The organism is Pseudaeromonas sharmana (genome assembly GCF_042649925.1).
In the GTDB taxonomy this organism is placed as follows: Bacteria; Pseudomonadota; Gammaproteobacteria; order Enterobacterales; family Aeromonadaceae; genus Pseudaeromonas; species Pseudaeromonas sharmana.
The window spans coordinates 435,714-456,636 of record NZ_JBHSAF010000014.1 but is presented as its reverse complement, the minus strand read 5'-3'; the positions used below and the strand labels follow the sequence as shown (position 1 = coordinate 456,636).

The 20,923-nt window shown below is 51.9% G+C and carries 16 protein-coding genes; 11 read left to right on the top strand and 5 right to left on the bottom strand.

The window, feature by feature from the left end; genetic code table 11:
• Positions 1 to 53: 53 nt before the first annotated feature.
• The 6 genes from ACFOSS_RS11790 (at position 54) to ACFOSS_RS11765 (ending at position 9,674) form a co-directional block, all read left to right on the top strand.
• On the top strand, positions 54 to 2,585 hold the full coding sequence (locus tag ACFOSS_RS11790) for an EAL domain-containing protein (RefSeq protein ID WP_377152719.1): 2,532 nt from the start codon (positions 54 to 56) through the stop codon (positions 2,583 to 2,585).
• A gap of 15 nt (positions 2,586 to 2,600) precedes the next feature.
• On the top strand, positions 2,601 to 3,893 hold the full coding sequence (locus ACFOSS_RS11785; protein WP_377152717.1) for an HD domain-containing phosphohydrolase: 1,293 nt from the start codon (positions 2,601 to 2,603) through the stop codon (positions 3,891 to 3,893).
• Positions 3,894 to 3,907: 14 nt separating this feature from the next.
• Complete coding sequence (locus ACFOSS_RS11780; RefSeq protein ID WP_377152715.1) at positions 3,908 to 4,471, top strand: response regulator; 564 nt, start codon at positions 3,908 to 3,910, stop codon at positions 4,469 to 4,471.
• Positions 4,472 to 4,572: 101 nt separating this feature from the next.
• Positions 4,573 to 5,979 carry an ATP-binding protein gene (locus tag ACFOSS_RS11775; RefSeq protein ID WP_377152713.1) on the top strand — a complete coding sequence of 469 codons (1,407 nt, stop codon included), beginning with the start codon at positions 4,573 to 4,575 and terminating at the stop codon, positions 5,977 to 5,979.
• A gap of 78 nt (positions 5,980 to 6,057) precedes the next feature.
• Positions 6,058 to 7,212 carry an MASE1 domain-containing protein gene (locus ACFOSS_RS11770; protein ID WP_377152711.1) on the top strand — a complete coding sequence of 385 codons (1,155 nt, stop codon included), beginning with the start codon at positions 6,058 to 6,060 and terminating at the stop codon, positions 7,210 to 7,212.
• Entirely contained in the window at positions 7,125 to 9,674 is a 2,550-nt protein-coding gene (locus ACFOSS_RS11765; RefSeq protein WP_377153921.1) for a bifunctional diguanylate cyclase/phosphodiesterase, read from the top strand. Before ACFOSS_RS11770 ends, ACFOSS_RS11765 begins: the two co-directional genes overlap by 88 nt.
• 254 nt (positions 9,675 to 9,928) lie before the next feature.
• Here the strand turns inward: ACFOSS_RS11765 and ACFOSS_RS11760 are convergent, their stop codons facing one another.
• From ACFOSS_RS11760 to ACFOSS_RS11750, 3 genes are read right to left on the bottom strand one after another with little or no spacing between them, the layout of a single operon-like run.
• On the bottom strand, positions 9,929 to 11,443 hold the full coding sequence (locus tag ACFOSS_RS11760) for a SpoVR family protein (RefSeq protein WP_377152709.1): 1,515 nt from the start codon (positions 11,441 to 11,443) through the stop codon (positions 9,929 to 9,931).
• A gap of 11 nt (positions 11,444 to 11,454) precedes the next feature.
• The gene (locus ACFOSS_RS11755; RefSeq protein ID WP_377152707.1) at positions 11,455 to 12,732 is read right to left on the bottom strand and encodes a YeaH/YhbH family protein; all 1,278 of its coding nucleotides are present in this window, start codon (positions 12,730 to 12,732) and stop codon (positions 11,455 to 11,457) included.
• A 27-nt stretch (positions 12,733 to 12,759) separates the two neighbouring features.
• Positions 12,760 to 14,682, bottom strand: coding sequence for a PrkA family serine protein kinase (locus tag ACFOSS_RS11750; RefSeq protein ID WP_377152705.1), 1,923 nt, complete (start codon positions 14,680 to 14,682; stop codon positions 12,760 to 12,762).
• A gap of 387 nt (positions 14,683 to 15,069) precedes the next feature.
• Between ACFOSS_RS11750 and ACFOSS_RS11745 the strand changes: the two genes are divergently transcribed.
• The 3 genes from ACFOSS_RS11745 to ACFOSS_RS11735 all read left to right on the top strand — a co-directional run bounded on the left by ACFOSS_RS11745 (position 15,070) and on the right by ACFOSS_RS11735 (position 18,448).
• Positions 15,070 to 15,690: an acyl carrier protein phosphodiesterase gene (locus ACFOSS_RS11745; RefSeq protein WP_377152703.1), complete on the top strand. Its 621-nt coding sequence runs from the start codon at positions 15,070 to 15,072 to the stop codon at positions 15,688 to 15,690.
• A gap of 34 nt (positions 15,691 to 15,724) precedes the next feature.
• Positions 15,725 to 16,684, top strand: a complete 960-nt coding sequence (locus ACFOSS_RS11740) for an energy transducer TonB (RefSeq protein ID WP_377152701.1) — start codon at positions 15,725 to 15,727, stop codon at positions 16,682 to 16,684.
• Positions 16,685 to 16,786: 102 nt separating this feature from the next.
• On the top strand, positions 16,787 to 18,448 hold the full coding sequence (locus ACFOSS_RS11735) for a putative transporter (RefSeq protein WP_377152698.1): 1,662 nt from the start codon (positions 16,787 to 16,789) through the stop codon (positions 18,446 to 18,448).
• A 55-nt stretch (positions 18,449 to 18,503) separates the two neighbouring features.
• Here the strand turns inward: ACFOSS_RS11735 and ACFOSS_RS11730 are convergent, their stop codons facing one another.
• Positions 18,504 to 19,292 carry a secretin N-terminal domain-containing protein gene (locus ACFOSS_RS11730; RefSeq protein ID WP_377152696.1) on the bottom strand — a complete coding sequence of 263 codons (789 nt, stop codon included), beginning with the start codon at positions 19,290 to 19,292 and terminating at the stop codon, positions 18,504 to 18,506.
• Between the two features lie 121 nt (positions 19,293 to 19,413).
• On the opposite strand from ACFOSS_RS11730, the gene ACFOSS_RS11725 reads away from it, so the two are divergent.
• Positions 19,414 to 19,608 carry a DUF4250 domain-containing protein gene (locus tag ACFOSS_RS11725; protein ID WP_377152693.1) on the top strand — a complete coding sequence of 65 codons (195 nt, stop codon included), beginning with the start codon at positions 19,414 to 19,416 and terminating at the stop codon, positions 19,606 to 19,608.
• 173 nt (positions 19,609 to 19,781) lie between these two features.
• Entirely contained in the window at positions 19,782 to 20,219 is a 438-nt protein-coding gene (locus ACFOSS_RS11720) for a nuclear transport factor 2 family protein (RefSeq protein ID WP_377152691.1), read from the top strand.
• Between the two features lie 46 nt (positions 20,220 to 20,265).
• Here the strand turns inward: ACFOSS_RS11720 and ACFOSS_RS11715 are convergent, their stop codons facing one another.
• The gene (locus ACFOSS_RS11715) at positions 20,266 to 20,919 is read right to left on the bottom strand and encodes a DUF3157 family protein (RefSeq protein WP_377152689.1); all 654 of its coding nucleotides are present in this window, start codon (positions 20,917 to 20,919) and stop codon (positions 20,266 to 20,268) included.
• Between the last annotated feature and the right edge of the window lie 4 nt (positions 20,920 to 20,923).

The window sequence follows — 20,923 nt, the reverse complement described above, 5'->3', positions numbered from 1 at the left end:
AGACATGTGGTGCCCACCGGTAAGCTGGCATGGAAAAACTCAGGATAGGCCTGATGTTACAACATCCACGGCTTCGCCAGTGGTGCTTGCAACTGCTGGCCCGCGATTTTGAATTGTCAGAGGTAAACATCCAGGATCCCGATGTCGTCGGCAGTGTTGATATGTTGCTGTTTGACGAGGCATCCGCTGCAGAACAGCAACACTGGCTCGATCTATTTCGTCGGCGTTTGGCACCAGACTCCCCCCCCTTGTTATTGCTGCAGCAGGACAACCGCGAAGCAGGACAGCTTGAGCCTTACTTTGATGGTTTGCTCTGTATTCTGTCTCCGCTTAACGAGTTGCTTGCCCGTCTGCATGAATGGGGGGCTCTGCATTACAGCGCCAAGGTATGGACGATGGCCGCCATGGGCAAGATCGGTCGCCCTGGCGCGAGTGGCGCAAAAGTAACGCCGCCAGCTGATATACCCCTCCAATTGCCGGACGACCTCTGCTCCGGGTTGTTTCTTCGATTGAGTGAGATTGCCAGTCAGGGCATGTTTATATGCGACAGCAATGGCACCCTCCGTTTTGTTAACGCTGCGCTTTGCCAGCTAACCGGTTACCAACGACACGACCTGCTGGGCAAGTCGGTACAAATGCTGTTGCCGCGGTTGACGCATGGCGACTGTTTTAGCCGATTCCGCCAGTTTGTTCGTCAGTGGCAAGGGTGGGAAGGAGAACTGGTCGGTTTCGGAAAAGATGGCACTCACTTGCGCGTCTGGTTGCAGCTGCAACCGGCTGGAAATATAGGCCGTGACGATGAGGCCATGACCCTCTATGCAGGCACACTGACGGATCTCTCCTCCAGCAGGAAATTGGAGGCCTGCATTTTGCAGTTGGCGCAGACAGATTCCTTGTCGGATCTTAATCGTATTCTGTTTGAGGAAAAGCTAACGCTGGATTTGGCAATGGCGCAGCAGCAAGGGCACTCGGTCGCCCTGTTGCACATAGAGTTGCCTGCGTATCGCCTGTTGGCGGAACAAGTCGGCCATTCGATATGTAGCCGACTGGTATCAGAACAGCTGAACAGAATGGAGCAGGTGGTGGCACAAGGCGGTTTTTGTTCACGGATCTCTGCCAGTCACTATGGTGTTATTCTTGCTCAATCAGAGCCGCAACCCGCCGCATTACTGGTTGCGCAACGCCTGGTCACGGCGTTGGAACAACCCGTTCTGCTGGATGACATCGAGATTTGCTGCCCGGCGGTCGTCGGCTACAGCTGTTTCCCGCAAGATGCCACCGAGGCCGAGACCCTGCTGCGCAACGCCGATTTGGCTGCCAAGTGGTGTAAAGAGAATCCTCCAGAGCAGATTTGCAGATATACCCCGGCGTTGCTGAGCTTTCTTGAGCACGATTCGACCTTGCTCAATGATCTAAAACGCGGCATTGAAGAGAATGCCTTTTTCCTGGTCTATCAACCACAAATAGCTCTTCGTACCGGCGAGACGGTCGGTCTTGAGGCCTTGGTTCGCTGGCAACGGACACCGGAGCTGGTGGTAGAACCCAAGGTGTTTATTCCTCTGGCTGAATCCAGTGGTCTCATCATCTCGCTGACGCATCAGATATTAAAACTGGCATGTGCCCAGTTGCAGACCTGGCTAGCGCAAGGAGAGATGCTAAAAATATCAGTCAATATCTCGGCCATTCATTTCCAGCATGCCAATTTGGTCGACGATATCAGACGAGTTCTCGAACAGTACCAGGTACCGGCCGGCTACCTTGAACTGGAGTTGACTGAAACGTGCCTGATCAAAGATATCAACAGTGCGACACAAACACTCCATGAGTTGAAGCAGCTCGGCGTGTCCATCGCGATTGATGACTTTGGTACCGGCTATTCCAGCCTCGGCTATATGAAACAGTTTCCGATTGATAGCCTGAAGATCGATCAGAGCTTTGTGCACGATATCGTCCGAGACAATGCCGATGCTGTCATTGTCCGCTCAATTATTGCCCTTGGGCACGCCATGGGGTACCGCGTCATTGCCGAAGGTGTCGAGACGCAGGAACAGCTTGAATATCTTACCCTGATGAAATGCGATGAAGTGCAGGGCTATCTCCTGGCTCATCCGTTGCCGGTTGATGAGGTGCTTGCGCGGTTGGATCACCTGAAAAATGCGGCGCTACCTGTGGCCAAGCATGCCGAACCGCGCTATTTGCTGCTGGTTGATGACGAAAAGCCCATTCTCAATGCTCTCAAGCGAACACTTCATGGCGCCGGTTATCAGCTATTGCTTGCCTCCGACGCCGAACAGGCCTGGCACTATCTGGCGCATCACGCTGTGGGTGTCATGGTCTGTGATAACCGGATGCCGGGGGTTAGTGGTCTGACACTGCTGCGTGAAGTCAAGCAACGCTATCCTCAGGTTTCTCGCATCATGTTAAGTGGCTATGCCGATCTCGTATCCCTGTCCGATGCGATTAACGCCGGAGAAATAATGCGCTTTATTGCCAAGCCATGGGATGAACAGGAGTTAAAACTGGCGATTCATGATGCATTTAGTCGCTACGAACACGAAGTTTTCAAGCATGGAAATATGGTCTGAGTTCGGGAGTGCAATATGAATGAGGCGACTGCCGCCACTATCTTGATCGTGGATGATGAGGTGAATGTGCTCAAAGCGATCATGCGGCTCCTCCACCCGTTACATTACCGGATCCTGATGGCGACCAGTGGCCAGGATGCGCTCGATATCTTGCGTAATAACGAAGTCGATCTCGTTATCTCTGACATGCGGATGCCACACATGGATGGCGCGACCTTATTGTCACATATTCACCATGGCTGGCCAGAAACCGTTAGCCTGTTGTTGACTGGACATGCCGACCTGGGGCAGACCATTGCGGCTATCAATCTTGGCCATATCTATCGCTATATAGCCAAACCCTGGGACGACAACGAACTGCTGAGCATTGTCCAGCAGGGCTTGGAAAAGCGCGCCTTGAAGCGAGAAAATGCCAGGTTACTTCAGGTCACTGCGGCACAGAATCTGCAGCTAGTTGAAGCCAATCACCAACTCGAGGACAAAGTCGCACAACGCACGGCTGAACTGGAACAGTTAGTCAGTTTTTTGGAGATCACCCAGCAAGAGGTGAAAACGTCCTTTCGCAACACAGTTCAGGTCTTGGCCAATGTTCTGGATATGCGCTTCAGTGACTGGGGAGGTCATAGTCAGCGGGTATGCTCGATTGCAGAGCGGCTGGCTTCGGCCTCAGGTTTGACACCGGAGCTTATCGAGGACATAGCGTTTGCCGCACGATTGCATGATATCGGCAAGTTGGCCCTGCCCGAGAGCCTCAACACCAAGGCCATGCTGTCGATGAATCGCGCCGAGCTCAACGAATTCATCGAGCATCCGGCACTGGGTCAGATGGTGCTGCTACCGATAGAGGAATTGACGCGGGCTGGACTCTTGATTCGTCATCAACACGAAAATTATGACGGAACAGGCTTTCCCCATCGATCACACGGCGAGGCCATCGCGCTGGGAGCGAGGATTCTGGCGATTGCTGTCGATTACGACGAGCTTCAGATGGGGCTTATTTTGCCGCATGCGCTCTCAGCCGAGCAGGCAGAATTGTTTATCCGGGAAAATGCCGGCAAACGCTATGACCCCGGACTGGTCAGCCTGTTACCGGATGTCATTGACAGCGTCACGCGCAAAATTCATGAAAAAGCGCTCCATAGTACGCAACTGAAACCCGGAATGGTGCTGTCTCGCGATCTGTACAGCCTTGGCAAGTTCCTGCTGCTGACGCGGGGACGTCAACTAGACAATGCGCTCATTGAGCACTTGCGGCATTTTGAACGCACCGAAGGCAAAAATCTGACGATCTATATTCTGCAGCCATAGGAATAGGAGTTGCTATGGAGACTGTGTTAATAGTTGATGATGAACCCCTGATGCTGAAGGCGATCACGCGGTTGCTCAGCCGCGCTCCCTGCACCTTTGATGGCTGTACCTATAACATCAAATTGTTGACCTTCAGCGATGCGCACGAAGCGCTTGAGTATCTTCGGCTTCATGCCGTGTCACTGGTGCTCTCCGATTATCGAATGCCGGGGTTATCCGGTGTTGAATTGTTGTCTGCAGCCCTGGAGTTGCAGCCGCAGGCCATGCGCATGATTATTTCCGGTTACGCCGATCTGGATGCGTTGATGGCGGCAATTAATCAGGCACAAATCTATAAATTTATTCCCAAGCCCTGGAGCGATTACGAACTCGTCAGCTCTATTGCACAGGCATTACGGCATCGGGAGTTATTGCTCGATAACCAGCGATTGGCTGATATGTGCCGGTTGAAGATGAAACAAGATAGCCCCCAGGAGCAGGAACGACGTCGCCTGGAAGCCCTGGAGCCGGGGATCACTCGCGTCAGATGGTCCGATGACGGCGCTTTGCTTCTAGATCCCTCGGATGATAACAAGTAGAGGCTGCTATGGGGCTGGAGTGGAATCCGATATACGCGACGGGAAACGTTGCACAGGATGAACAGCATAAAGTGCTATTTCGCGAGATAGGCGAATTAGCGATGTCCTTGCTCGAAGGCGTGACCGCCGAGCAGCTGCAGGAGCGTTTGCGCAAGCTGGCGGTCGTTCTGCGGGAGCACATGAACGAAGAAGAGGAGCAGATGTTCCTTTCCGGTTGCTTGTCAGATGTGATGATCGAGCATGCCAAGGATCATCAACTATTCCTGCATCATCTGTACCAGGCAAACAAGGAAAAGATGACGACGGATGAGATTCGCGTCTTTTTGCGCTATATGAGCTTCTGGTTACGCTTCCATGTCTTGACGATTGACCGACCCGTTGCCTATCAGATCCAGGCCATTGCGCGCGGTGTCTCCTCCAGGCAAGCGTTTGTAGAATCCGTCAAGGTTGCATGCGAGGCCATGCCGGAGCTGCTCTCCGGTTTACATAATACCTATGCTGATCTGTATGACTCGCAACTGAATGTTGTCCGACAGAACAATCGGCTGCGTGAAACAAGAAAGGAGCTTGAAGAAAATAACCGGTTGCTAGAGGTTCATGTCGCCAATCGCACGGCGGAGTTGACACGGGCCAATGAAGAACTGCGTGAGGAATACCTGGCTCTTGAGAAAGTCACAAGAGAGCTGGAAATGACACATAAGCAGTTGATTCAGTCAGACAAGATGGCGGCAATCGGGCAACTGGCTGCCGGGGTGGCGCATGAAATCAATAATCCTATCGGCTTCATTAATGCCAATCTGGGCACGCTCAACAACTACGTTTCGTCATTTGTCGATCTGATTAATTTTTATGAACAAGTGGCGGATGAGCTGCCTGGACACATTCAGGAGAAAATACAGCTCTATCGGAAACAGATCGAAATTGATTACCTCAAGGCGGATGTTATCGATCTGCTGGCCGAATCTGCCGAAGGATTGGAGCGCGTCAAACAGATCATTCAGGATTTAAAAAACTTCGCTCGTGCAGATGATGCGCAATTTGTCGAAGCCGATCTGATTCGCGGCATAGACAGTACCTTGAATGTGGTGTGGAACGAGTTGAAGTACAAGGCTCAGGTGCACAAGGAATATGTGCCTCTGCCTCTGGTCTGCTGTGTTCCATCGCAAATTAATCAGGTGTTGATGAACATATTGGTCAATGCAGCCCATTCAATTGAGAAACAGGGTGATATCTGGATCCGTACCGGATTTGATGAGGGGCAGGTCTGGATTGAAATTCAGGATAATGGCTGTGGTATGTCTGACGATGTGAAGTCGCGGATATTTGATCCCTTCTTTACCACCAAACCTGTCGGCGAAGGGACTGGATTAGGCCTATCGCTGGCATATGGCATCATCGATAAGCACCATGGACAAATCTCTGTGGTTAGTCATCCAGGAGAGGGCTCCTGCTTTCGCATTGTCTTGCCCTTACACACGGGTGAACGTGGCATCACGCCAGCACAATAGGGGTCGTTTGAGCTAGTCAATTGGGTGCCAGCTGCTACGCTGTTGCTATGAACTGTTGTGTTGTCGTAGGGGCAAGCTATGACAAGAACACGGCTAATTGAGCAACTGTCTGTTTTGTTTGGCTATTGGTTGCTGGGCGGAATAGGCTTGTTGCTGGCGATTGCGCCAGGATACGCCAGCCCTGTCTTCCCGGCGGCCGGTTTTGCGTTGGCGTCGATCCTGACCGGCGGTTACCGGCTACTGCCCGCCATTGTCCTGGGGTCATTTGCGCTCAATATCTCACATGTCGCACTGCGAGGCAGCCTTGAGCCCTTATCTGTCCTGCTGGCCTTGTGCATCGGCTTAAGTGCCGCTTCGCAAGCCGCGGCAGGGTGTTACCTGGTGCGACGCTACCTGCCGCAAGGCTGGAACGCTCTGTTGAACGAGCGACAGATTATCCTATTTTTGCTTCTGGCGGCTGTGCTCCCTTGTCTTATTGCCGCATCAGTCAGTGTCAGTCTGTTATTGGCTTGTGGCGTAATCGAGCAAAGTGAATTCGCTTTTTCATGGTGGAGCTGGTATCTGGGAGATACCTTGGGCGTGGTGGTCTTTGGCCCTTTGACCTTGGTCCTCAAACAAAAAGAAGAACGGCAGGGAGAGCGTCGCCGCATTCTGTTACCGATGGCAATTATTCTAGGATTGGTCGGGCTGGTCTTTTTTCAGAGCGCCCGATGGGAACGACGCTCGCTGATTGCGCAGCTACAACAAGAATCAAAAGTTATTGTGGATATGATTAAAGCCAAGTTGAATACGCACTATGAAGCGGTGGAATCTTTACACCACTTTCTTGTTGCTGCAAGACCTGTAAGTCGAGAACAATTTGCTATTTTTAGCCGCCTGTTATTGTCAATGCATCCAGATATGGCGGCATTAAGTATCAACGATCATGTCAGCCATGAACGGCGCACTACATATGAGATGTGGTTATCCTCGCAGTATGGTGCGCCTGAAACACATTATAAAATTATGCAGCGCTCACCAAGTCAGCAATTAATCACGGCTGAGAAACGAGCACACTATGTACCGGTGCGCTTTATTGAACCCTATGAGAAAAACAGCAGGCCATTGGGTTTGATGTTTACTCTGAGCCGACAAGACGTGCTGCGATTGATATTGCACTGCAGACGAGACAACTTGCTATCACGGCACCGATACATTTGGTGCAAGATGCACAAGATATTCCTGGAATACTAGAGATATGGCCTGTGTTCTTGTCGCCTAAAGATAAATTACCAACCTATTATGCAATTGGCGTCGTTCGCTTGAACACTATGCTTGAAAAGGCAATCACACGCCAAGTTTCGAAAAGTAACTTGCATATTATTATATCAGACAAAGGCGCGACTAGAGGTTCAGATGTGTTTTTCGATAGTGGTGCAAAGGACAACACAAGGAGAAGCTTGGACGATTATCTTGTTGTTTCGGAAATAAATGTTGCAAATAGGACCTGGCAGCTAATGGTGACGCCATCGCCAGCGTATTTGGCGGAAGAGCGACAATGGATATCATGGGCCATCGGTGTTTTTGGCTTTTTATTTTCTGGTTTATTGCAAGTGATGTTGCTAGGGGCAACAGGTCGATCAGTGGAGCTGAAAAACCAAAACGAAAAAATAAGAATCAACGAGCAGCGCTATATAAAGATGTTCAACGATTGCCCATTGCCAATCTGGTTGTATTCGCAAGAGGATAATAAATTCTTGCTGGTTAATGAGCGCGTGGCTGAACATTATGGATGGACATCCAATGAGATGTTGTTGTTGCGTCATGATGAAGTAATGGACCATACATGGCCCGTACATACCATCAGTGGAGTATCAAATGCTGATGGTACTGTCTCATCTTTATTCCAATGCAGGCATAAAAAACGCGATGGTTCGACTATTGAAGTGAGTGTGAATGCAACGACAGCAAACTGGGAGGGGCGGTTGGCTATTCTGGAGGTTATTCAGGATGTGTCGGCTGAAAAAAAGATTGAGGAGCAGCTATTTCTCGCCGGTAAGGTATTTGATAATTGTGGTGCTGGTATCTTGGTAACAGACGCCACATGCGCAATTCTTGCTGTCAATCCTACATTCTGTAGCGTTACAGGTTATTCATTTTCTGAATGTATTGGCAAAAATCCTCGCTTTTTGAATTCAGGCATTAACCCTGCAGGAACATTTGAAGGGATGTGGCAGACGCTTCTCGAACAGGACCGGTGGCAAGGTGAGTTGTATAACAAAAAAAAGAATGGGGATATATATCAAGCGCTTCTTTCTATTCATGTTGTCAGAAATGTAAAGGGTGGTATCACTCATTTCGTGGGTGCATTTTCCGACATTACAGATTTTAAAAAGGCACAGCAGCAAATATCATTCATGGCCTTTCATGATCCATTGACAAAACTGCTAAATCGACAGTCTGCTATCGATGATATCCAAGGAAGATTGTTGCGCAACAAGCGAAGAATTCAACCTTTTGCTGTTATGTTTTTGGACGTGGATAAATTCAAGTTTATTAATGACGCCTACGGTCATACGACAGGTGATCATCTGCTCATTGAAGTGGCAACCAGATTGTTGAGTATCATCAGGAGCGATGATGTACTCTTTCGATTATCAGGGGATGAATTCCTTGTGATAATAAACAACACAGAGGATCAACGTTTAGTTGCAGGTATCTGTGAACGGATTCGTGATGTCTTCTTAGAGCCTGTTAGAATAAATGAACGTGTCATGACCATCAGCTTGTCAATTGGTATTGCGATGGCACCTGAAGATGGTGCTGACACAGAAATCTTGCTAAGAAATGCAGATACAGCGATGTATGAAGCTAAGCAAGGAGGGCGGAATACATATCGCTTTTTTAATCAGCAAATGAATATTAACAATCAAAAATATATGAAAGTGAGTGCTGATCTGCGCCGTGCAATTACAAACCAGGAGTTTGTATTGCACTATCAGCCCCAATATCACATCTTGACCAAGAAAATTGTTGGATTGGAAGCGCTGATACGTTGGCAAGACCCCTATATAGGTATGAGGTCACCTGCTGAGTTTATATCCATAGCAGAGGAAAATGGATTGATCGTCCCCATAGGATCGTGGGTGATTTCTGAGGCCTGCAAGGATGCAAAAAAATGGTTGGACAGCGGATTGGATTTTGGTCGGGTGGCGGTAAATTGCTCTGCAGCCCAATTCAGACTGCATGATATTGAACAGGATATTATTTTTGCACTGACACATAGCGGCTTGCCTGCACGCTATTTGGAATTGGAACTGACTGAATCAATACTGCTGCAAAAAGTCGATGACGTTCTCGGTACATTGATTAGACTGAAGAACTACGGTATTCATTTGTCGATTGACGATTTCGGAACTGGGTATTCAAGTCTTGCTTATTTACAACAGTTCCGTGTTGATAAGTTAAAAATCGATCAATCTTTTATTCGCGGCATTACTGAACAGCTTGACCATCTGGCGATTGTACAAGCGATAATTCAGCTTGCACATGGTATGAATTTATCGGCGATTGCCGAGGGTGTTGAGTCGGAGGCTGTTCTTGAAATACTAAAAGATCTCGGTTGTGACGAAATTCAGGGTTATCTCTTTTCGAGACCGTTGCCCGCAGGCAAAGTCATCGAATTCTTACAGCGTCCACCCGTTATGATTTACTGAAGCGGTGGCGCCAGTCGTGTATGCAAGGCGAGTGTCGCCGTTATATCTCCGTCATGTTCAGGCTTGATATGTCTGTACAGTCTGGAGGGCAGCGTTGCTGTCGACTTCAGGTTGTATGCGCACTGCCGTGGAGGGTGTTTGGCTGCAGACACGGCAAATACTGAGTCCTTACAAGCGTAGATAGGTGTGACTATGCTTCGTGACACTCAGGGGCTGTCCGCAGGTCTGTATGCGCTATGTCAGGCGGTCGCGGCTCAAGACGATGGTTCCTCCGGTACCCTGGCCACAATATGCAGACGCCCATCACTCTCCTCCTGTTCGAGGATGACACCGAATCCCCAAAGACGATGCAGATGCTTGAGTACGGCAGAGGCGGAGTCGGCCAGCGGGATTCGCTCGTGGGGGATATAACGCAGAATCAAGGCACGATCGCCTTTTATGGCAACATCGTAAATCTGGATGTTGGGCTCGTGCTGACTGAGATTATACTGCGCCGCCAGTTTATGCCTGAGTTGGCGGTAGCCCTCTTCGTTGTGTATGGCGCTGATATGCAATTGACTGTGTTGATCGTTGTCATCAATGGCGAACAGTCGCAGATCACGCATTACGGTCGGGCTGAGGAATTGGCTGATAAAGCTCTCGTCTTTAAAGTTCTCCATTGCAAAATGCAAGGTGTCTAGCCAGTTGCTGCCGGCGTAGTCGGGGAACCAACGCCTGTCCTCATCAGTGGGTTGTTCACAGATGCGTCGCAGGTCACGGAACATCGCAAAGCCCAGGGCATAGGGATTAATGCCTGAGTAATAGGGGCTGTTGTATGCCGGCTGAAAGACGACGTTAGTATGGCTGTGCAGAAATTCCATCATGAACCTGTCGCTCAGACGTCCTTCGTCATACAGATGGTTGAGGATGGTGTAATGCCAGAAAGTGGCCCAGCCTTCGTTCATGACCTGGGTCTGTTTTTGTGGGTAGAAGTACTGACTGATCTTGCGCACAATGCGGATGATCTCACGCTGCCATGGCTCCAGGAGTGGCGCATGTTTCTCGATGAAATAGAGAATATTCTCCTGTGGCTCGCTGGGAAAACGGCGCTGACCTGCATCCTTTTCAGCATGGCGCTTGGGCAAGGTTCGCCACAACTCATTGACTTGTGACTGCAGGTACTCCTCGCGTCGTTTCTGGCGCCGCTTCTCTTCGGCCAGGGAGATTTTCTGCGGGCGCTTGTAGCGGTCAACGCCATAATTCATCAAGGCATGACAGGCATCGAGAATACTCTCGACCGCGTCGATACCATGCCGCTCCTCGCATTCAGTGATGTAGTGACGCGCAAACAGCAGGTAGTCGATGATCGAGCCGGCATCCGTCCAGGTCTTGAACAGATAATTGTTGTGAAAGAAGGAGTTATGGCCATAACAGGCGTGGGCCATCACCAGTGCCTGCATTGGCAGGGTATTTTCTTCCATCAGATAGGCGATGCAGGGATCGGAATTGATGACAATTTCGTAGGCCAGCCCCATTTGCCCGCGGCGGTAGGTCTGCTCGGTGCTAATGAAACGCTTGCCGAACGACCAGTGATGGTAGCCAATCGGCATGCCGACGCTGGAATAGGCGTCCATCATCTGTTCGCTGCTGATGACCTCGATCTGGTTAGGATAGGTCTGCAGGCGATAGTGTGCCGCGACACGCGCGATTTCAATGTGATAGCGCTCCAACAGCTCGAAGGTCCAGTCTGGGCCATCGGGTAGGGGATCGGGGCGGGAATGAGACATCATGGGCGCGCTCCCTAGGCAGTCTGTTTGCGAAACAGCTCGCGAAATACCGGATAAATCTCCTCAACCTGGCGGATGTTTTCCATCGCAAACTGTGGCCAGCGTTGTGACACCTGTTCATATTGGTACCAGAGGCTCTGGTGTGCCCGATTGGTGATTTCGATGTAGGCGAAATAGCGGACGAAAGGCAATATCTGTTCGGCAAGCAGTTTGCCGCACAGTGGCGAGTCATCGGCCCAGTTATCGCCATCAGAGGCTTGCGCGGCATAGATGTTCCACTGTGTAGCCGGATAACGGACCTGCTGAATTTCAATCATCAGCTGCAGCGCGCTTGAAACGATGGTACCGCCAGTCTCCTGGGAGTAAAAAAAGTCATGTTCGTTGACCTCCTTGGCTTGGGTATGGTGACGAATAAACACGACTTCGACATTCTGGTAGCTACGGGTCAGAAACAGATACAGCAGGATATAGAAACGCTTCGCCATCTCTTTGGTGGCTTGATCCATTGAGCCGGACACATCCATCAGGCAGAACATGACGGCCTGGCTGCTTGGCTCAGGGCGTTTGACATAGTGGTTATAACGCAGGTCAAAGGTATCAATGTAGGGCACAGCATCAATGCGCCGGCGCAGTTCGGTCATCTCCTGCTGCAGCTGGCGCAGCCATTTCTTATTGTCCTTGCTATCCGTTTCTGCCAGCAATGCCTGCTGATAGGCGTTTTCCAGTTCTTTGAGCCGGCGTTTCTTGCCGGCTTGCAGTGCAATGCGCCGTGCCAACGAGTTTTGCAAGGAGCGGACTATGTTGATGTTGGCAGGGACTCCGTTGGCTGTGTAGCCGGCCCTGTGCGTTTTCATTTCAACCAGGCGACTGACATCGTTTTTTTGCAGGTTGGGCAGTTCGAGATCGTCAAACAGCAGATCCAGATATTCATCTTTGGATATCTCAAAGACAAACTCATCCTCACCATCGCCTTGATTACTGGCATCACCTTTGCCTGCGCCTTGTCCCTGGCCGCCTTGTGGCCGATCGACACTATCACCCTGCACGAAGCGATCATTCCCGGGGTGAACGATCTCGCGGTGGCCGCCCTGGCCTTGGTGAAAGACGGGCTCAGTGATGTCTTTTGATGGAATGGACACACTTTCACCCTGATCCATGTCCTGGATGCTGCGGCGGGACACGGCATCAGAGACGGCTTTTTTAAGCTGCTCCTTGTAGCGGCGGATGAACCGTTGCCGGTTCACCGCACTCTTGTTCTTGCCGTTGAGACGTCGATCGATGAAATGCGCCATACCTCTCCTCCTGGTGCTTTTCTTCGTCTAGCTGGATTTACGAACGCGCAGATACCACTCGGAAAGCAGACGCACCTGCTTGCGGGTGTAGCCTTTTTCCATCATGCGCTCGACAAAGTTCTCGTGCTTGCGCAGCTCCTCGGCGGATGTCTTGGCATTAAACGAGATCACCGGCAGCAGCTCTTCGGTATTGGAGAACATTTTCTTTTCGATGACCGCCCGCAGTTTCTCATAACTGGTCCAATTTGGATTACGTCCGGCATTGTTGGCGCGGGCGCGAAGTACAAAATTGACAATCTCGTTACGGAAGTCCTTCGGATTGCTGATACCGGCGGGCTTTTCAATTTTCTCCAGTTCGCTATTCAAGGCGCCACGATCAAACAACTGTCCTGTTTCCGGATCCCGATACTCTTGATCCTGGATCCAGAAGTCGGCATAGGTGACATAACGATCGAAGATGTTTTGGCCATACTCGGAGTAGGACTCCAGATAGGCGGTCTGGATCTCCTTGCCGATAAACTCGATGTAACGCGGGACCAGATACCCCTTGATGAACTCCAGGTAACGATCCTGTATTTCCTGGGGGAATTGCTCTCGTTCAATTTGCTGTTCAAGCACATAAAACAGATGCACGGGGTTGGCGGCCACTTCGGTGTGGTCGAAATTAAACACGCGTGAGAGGATCTTGAAGGCAAAACGGGTCGAGAGCCCCTGCATACCTTCATCAACTCCCGCGTAATCGCGGTACTCCTGATAGGATTTTGCCTTGGGATCGGTGTCTTTGAGGCTCTCACCATCATAAACCCGCATCTTGGAGTAGAGACTGGAGTTCTCCGGCTCCTTGATTCGCGATAACACACTAAACTGGGCCAAATACTCCAATGTCCCGGGAGCGCATTTGGCCTGTGCCAGTTCACTGTGTTGCAACAACTTCTCGTAGATATGGATCTCTTCAGAGAAGCGCAGGCAATAGGGCACCTTGACGATATAGACCCGGTCCAGGAAGGCTTCGTTATTTTTGTTATTGCGGAATTGCTGCCACTCGGATTCGTTCGAGTGAGCCAGAATAATCCCTTCGAACGGCAATGCGGAGAGTCCCTCCGTTCCGTTGTAATTGCCTTCCTGAGTGGCGGTGAGCAATGGGTGCAGCACCTTGATCGGTGCCTTGAACATCTCGACGAACTCCATCAGCCCCTGATTGGCGCGGCACAATGAACCTGAATAGGCATAGGCATCCGCATCATGCTGGGCAAAATGCTCCAACTGGCGAATATCTACCTTGCCAACCAGAGATGAGATGTCCTGATTGTTTTCATCGCCAGGTTCGGTCTTGGCAATGGCAATCTGATCAAGGATGGATGGGTAGACCTTTTCAACCCGGAATTGGCTGATGTCGCCACCAAATTCGTGCAGACGTTTGGCTACCCATGGCGACATAATGGTTTTCAGATAGCGACGGGGAATTCCATATTCCTGTTCCAGGATCTGGCCATCTTCCTGTGCATCAAACAGGCAGAATGGGTGGTCGTTCACCGGCGAACCCTTGATACGGTAGATGGGAACTTTTTGCATCAAGGATTTAAGCTTTTCCGCCAGGGAGGACTTGCCGCCGCCAACGGGACCCAACAGATAGAGGATTTGTTTACGCTCTTCCAGTCCCTGTGCGGCGTGCCGCAGGTAGGCCACGATCTGCTCAATGGCCTCTTCCATGCCGTAAAAATCACGAAAGGCTGGATATCGAGGAATGACACGATTTGAGAAGATACGGCTTAGCCGCGGGATCTGGGAGGTATCGACCATCTCCGGCTCACCAATGGCCAACAACAGGCGTTCCGCGGCCGAGGCGTAACAAGTTTTGTCTTCCTTGCACAGCTCCAGAAATTGCTGCAGTGAATACTCTTCTTCTCGTGCGGCTTCATAACGACGTTGATAGTGGTCGAAAATACCCATATTCGTTCCCCCAAATCGCCAGTGACTGCCGGCAACCTTGCCAGGTCCGGCCATAGATATTCAGCACCTTGCCTGTTTAAAGATTAGTTAATGGGGCCCAAACCGGCGGCCTCTCCACTGTGATGTGACAAGCAGTTTTTGGGCCAGTCAGGAAAAAGTGTATGCTGCTGACCCACTATGCGACCGTTTTGTCCGTGCTGGCAAGCCAGGGCGCTGCTTTTTTCACCACAAAGGGGGCGCAGGCCAGCGTCAGTGCCCTCATTGTGTGCAGTGTTGACGCGCTTATTGGGACGAGGCGGGTTATAGCTGACGATCTCGCTGGGTGTTGTACGGCTCATCATCATTCGTGCCTGGATAAAAGGCAGGGTGCGCCAGAAAGGAACAATCATGAATTATCTCGCACACTTTTGGTTGGCGGGGAGCCGGATAACTGACCGCGTGGGCGGGTTGCTCGGCGACTTTGTCAAAGGGCCGCTGCCCTGTGGCTTGCCTGCAGATCTGGCCTCGGGCGTCGCCTTGCATCGCCAGATCGACCTGTTCGCCGATAGTCATCCCGTGTTCAGGGCCAGTCGGCGACGTTTTTCGGCAAACCGGCGTCGTTTTGCTGGCATCATAGTCGATCTGTTTTATGACCATGTTCTCGCCCGCGATTGGGAACACTATCATGGCGGTACGCTGGCGCAGTCGACGGCCGGCTATTACGCAGATGTGGCGTGTTACCGCCACATCCTGCCTGAGCGACTAGGACGCATCTTGCCGCGGATGTGCTCCGATGATTGGCTTGGTGGCTACGCACAATTGCAAACCGTTGGCTGGGCCCTGGATAATCTGGGTCGCCACCGACTAAAGTCCGGCATCGCGCTGGTCGGCGCAATCGACGAGCTGGAGGTGCATTACGCCGCCTTGTCCCAGGATGCGGCTGAATTTCTGCCAGCAGCGCACCAGTTTTCACAGCGCTGGCTGAGGTTACGCGACACCCACCTCACCTCGGCAGAAACGGAGTCATAAATGAACGGGTGTTTGACGATGGTGATCAAGCCCTATGCACGCTGATCCACAAACGACGATCCGCAGTCGGAGAGTCACTCGCCGTCACAACCGTCGTGGTTGGTTGCTTGCCCTCACGGCACATGCGGTGGGGGTGAGTGCATTTGTCTGGTTGGCAAGTCATCCGGGTTCGGTATTGCATGGCCAGGCTGAGGCGCCGCAAGGCGTGCCCATCCAGGCCCGGTTATGGACGCCTGCTGCGCTGCCAAGTAGTGTTAGCGCGCTGCCGGCAACAGCAAACAGCGGGCTTGAGGTTGGCGTTCCAGCGGCGACGCCATCGCCACAGTCCGGCAAACGCACAACCGTTGCTGACAGCGCGGCGGATAAACCCGCACCGCAAATCAAGCTGCCGGCCCATGATGCAAGTCAGCGTCGCCCTCATTCGGTAACGGTAAAAACTACACGTCCAGCCGCGCCGCAACAACACAAGCGACAAGCGCCGGCTTCAGGTCAGGTTGTCACCGCGGTCACCGCGAGCCAAACAAGAGCCGTTCAGCCTGGGGCATCCGCCGCCGTAGCGACGGTTAAACGCGCAGAAGGGGGGGCGATGGGCGCCGGCCTGCACCAGAAGACAACTGCAACGCAGCATCAGCCCCAGGGCTCTGTTCGTGCCGGTCAGGCAACGCCTGTGCAGGAGAAGCCGGCGGATTTTGATGCCGAAGGCGGACCCGTTATCCAGATCGCGCAGTACATCGGATCGCCACCCGATAAAGAGTATCCGCCATTGGCACGACGCCGCGGCTGGCAGGGAACGGTCACGGTTGAAGTTTGGCTGGATAATGAGGGCGAGCAGTTGAAACGCGAAATCATCTCAGGATCAGGGCACTCGGAGCTCGATCGCGCGGCGTTGCGCTTTGTCGCGGCCAGCCAGTTTGCACCTTATATGTTCAACGGTGTAGGGCATGCCGCCAGGTTGCGATTGCCCGTGGTCTTCAGCTTGACCGATCCGGCTTAAACTTCTCCGACAGTTCTGTGTCGCAAGGCGCAAATGTAACCCTTAGCAGCTGATAACCTTAGTTTCAGGCGGGCTATGCCGTCTTTTTCGGGAGGGAGGTCTATGAGCGATGTCGCCATTTCAACCTCTTTACTGGCACTGGTCGCAGTGCTGGGGCTATGGATAGGACATTGGCGGTTTTATAACGTCAGTTTGGGTATTGGTGGTGTGCTGTTTGGTGGTATAGCGGTCGGACATTTTGTCGGCATGTTCCAGCTGCAACTGGATATGCACACCTTACATTTTGTGCAGGAGTTCGGACTGATCCTGTTTGTGTACACCATAGGGATCCAGGTCGGACCAGGTTTTTTTGCCTCATTGCGTACCTCAGGATTGCGCCTGAATGCCTTTGCAGCCCTGCTTGTCGTGCTCGGTTTTGTCATTGCGTTCGTCATTCATAAACTGTTTGATGTGCCATTGCCCGTGATACTGGGAACCTATTCCGGTGCGGTAACGAATACACCGTCGCTTGGGGCTGGCCAGCAGATCCTCAATGAGTTGGGCGCCCATCCGCAAGAGGTGGGTGTCATGGGGATGGGCTATGCCGTTGCATACCCATTTGGTATCTGTGGCATTTTGCTGACGATGTGGGTGATTCGCTTGCTGTTCCGCATCAAGATTGAACATGAAGCCAGAGCCTTCGAGCAGCAGGTTGGCGCCCAGAGACAAAATCTGCAGACTATCAATGTGGCAGTGCGCAACCCCAATCTGGATGGTCTGATGCTGCAGGAGATCCCCAGCCTGGAGGATGGTCAAGTCATCTGTTCACGGTTGAAGCGCGGTGAAGCCCTGATGGTGCCGCACGTCACGACACGGGTGCACCTGGATGATCTGCTGCATTTGGTGGGCACCGCCGAGGCGTTGAAGCGCGTCAGGCTGGTCATCGGCGAGGAGGTGGAAGCCTCCCTTTCGACTCAAGGCACCGATTTACGTGTAGTGCGCGTCGTGGTGACCAATGAACAGGTGCTGGGCAAGAGCATTCTCGAGCTGGATCTGAAAGCCAAATACGATGTGGTGGTTTCGCGTCTGAATCGGGCGGGGATTGAGTTGGTCCCTGGCAGCCATTCGACGTTGCAGTTCGGTGACATTCTGAATTTGGTCGGTCGGCACGAAGCCATTGAAGCCGTGGCCAATCTGGTGGGGAATGCGCAACAAAAACTACAGCAAGTTCAGATGTTGCCTGTGTTTATCGGCATCGGTCTGGGAGTGCTGCTGGGCTCGATTCCGCTCTATATTCCAGGTTTTCCTGCGGCATTAAAACTTGGTCTGGCTGGCGGCCCCCTGGTGGTGGCTCTGATCCTGTCGCGGATTGGCAGCATTGGCACCCTGTATTGGTTCATGCCGCCGAGTGCCAACCTGGCGTTACGCGAGCTGGGGATAGTCCTGTTCCTGTCTGTGGTGGGTTTGAAGGCCGGCGGAAACTTCATTCAAACGCTGGTCGATGGTGATGGCCTGTTGTGGATGCTGTTTGGCGCCACCATTACCTTTACCCCGTTGATACTGGTTGGCGTCCTGGCCCGAACATTGGGGCAGATGAACTATCTGACGCTGTGCGGCATGCTATCAGGCTCGATGACGGATCCGCCGGCATTAGCGTTTGCCAATAATCTCTATCCGCAAAGCGAGGCGCCGGCGCTGGCGTATGCCACTGTCTACCCTATGGTGATGTTCCTGCGTATCTTGTCACCACAACTGCTGGCAATCCTGCTATGGGTGGGCGGTTAAGAGATGGAAGCATGTTGGCGGACAAGGCGGCACAGGCCTTGTCCGACTGGCATGGTTAATCAAGCAAATCGACTTTTAACCAAACCTGAGTCTGCTGATTGCCGCGTCCTGAGCCAGCGCCGAGCAGACTTTGTGCTGATTGCGAATGCTGCTGCGTGGTGCCACCCAGGCTAATCCAGCTACCTAACGGGCCACTTATCTCGCTGCTGAGTGTTGAACTGCTGATTTGCCCCTGTTCGCGAAGTTGTTGCACCGGCTGAATGGTGAGTACCACATTTTGGCCAACGACCCTCGGGGTCGCGGTAAAACCACTACCGATGTCGACATAGTGTATGACGTCCTGACGGATCGGCTGTTGTGGATCCTGGCTGTACACCATCATGGCCACCGGATATTGCTCACCCAGAAAGATGGAGGCGGGCGAGCCATCAAGCGTCTGAATTTGTTGCCGGATATCGTTGTCCAGTTGCCGGGACCCCTGTTGCAATGAGCCTTGCACCTGTACCTGATGTTGCTTGTCGGTTGTGACACTAAGGCCATCGATCGCAGCCTGCCGATCGGTTTGCTGTTGTTGTCTGCTTTGACGGACCGTGATCAGCAACCGATGCAGGGGCGTATCTAGCATGGCCAGCACCTGCTGTAACTGTGCCAAATTCTCAGCTGTGGTGCGCACGAAGAGTTGATTATTGGCGCCGACAATACTGCCGCCGGGAGCGACCAGGGGCTCCAACGTTGGCAGCACTTGTTCTGGCAAGCGGTGGTGCAATGGCAAGATGGTGATCTCGTCCGCGTGAGAGACGGCAGAGAACAACATCAATAACAACAAGATAGTTGAACGAATCATGGCTACTTCCTCTCGGCAGGGCAGCCTGCCAGCCTGATGAATTTGTGATCGACTGGGCGTCACCCAAACGTATTAGATCCTATAGTTACTCACAGGCAGTAACCAGTCGGAGGATTATCCTATGGATCTGAGCGCCTATCTACGTATGGATGCCAACATACTGCTTGGTATTGTCAATGAAAAGCTGCGTCTGGAGTGTGGCAATCTGGATGAATTGTTGGCCCTGTTTAACTTTGAGCGAGAGCAACTGGTCAGCAAGCTCGACGCAATCGGATACCATTATGACCCGGTTTGCAATCAGTTCCGGGCGACCTAAGCGGTTCCTTTTTCATGAAGGCGTGCTGGTCACGCCTTTATTTTTGTCGTTTTGAGGCTTAGGCGGGTGCGAAGTGCCTGTCAAAACTATCGGGTATCCCGAGAAGTGATTGCTTCAAGAGTGAAAGCTCACTAAAACCAAAGAATACATCGCCCGCTGGATAGGAGGTAGGGATGACACCCGCTGATGTTGTGACATCATTCTGGCAGTGTATGGACCGCAACAATTTCTTTGCTGCCGCAGAGTGGTTGGCTGAGGATTTTGAGTGCAGTTGGCCGCAATCGGGAGAAGTGATCAAAGGACCATGGAACTATGCGATGATTAACATCCATTATCCTTCCTTTTCACCTTGGCGATTTCGTATTGAACAAATGATTCTTGAAGATAATCAGGTGATTACAGATGTATTCATCAGTGATGGCATACAGCAGGCAAGAGCGATCACCATCAGCTTTGTTGCACATGGCTTAATTGCACATCAAACCGAGTTCTGGCCGGAAAGCCTCACACCGGCAAAGTGGAGAGACCGCTGGTCGGGTAAAGAGAGCTCACGCAAGGCAGATGAAGCATTGCTCGTGCTCGAACGACGTCGTATGTGTACACCCGGCTGATTCGCTGGGCATACACACAATTTAACGTAATATATGCAATAACGAATTATCTGCGCTCGACCTTCAATATTGTCAGCCGTGTCATATTGATAACCGCATCTTGCGGAATGGATAGCGGTTCTGTTGTAAAAGGCCGGATTTGTTGTTTGCGCAAGTAGGTTTCAGGTAGGCGATACTCGGCTTGCCAAAACCGTGTCTCTTGATCAGCGAGCCAGACGCCTTGCTGATCGTAGAAACTGATGCGGCCCATAATCTGTACTACGCTCGTCTCCTGCAAGTTGCTGACACTGAGCTCGATTTGACCGCTAGCGGCCTGATCAGGGTGCGGGATGAGCTGCACCCTAACACCCTGTGAGACGGTGTCATGTAATAACGCCGGGTTGGCCAGCGCCTGTGCAGACAAATTTGCCTTACGGCTTGAGGTTATGGCATCGGCTGCGACGGCTTCCGGTGCCGCTGTGTTTGTCTCAGTCAGAATCACGTTCCAACTGTAGTCATCGTTAATCGCAATCTGGCGGCCGTCTTTCAGGGTGACCTGTTCGATAACTGCAGCGTGACAAGCACACAAGCTGGCAATCAGGCAGATAAAAAGAGTTCTCGGCAGCATCATAGTAGCAGTCTCGGTCTGGGCATCAGCAAAAGCGCAGTATAAGGCTCGGCATGGCTGGCTACCAGCCAGGAGCGGGATTGCATGCTGCATCCGT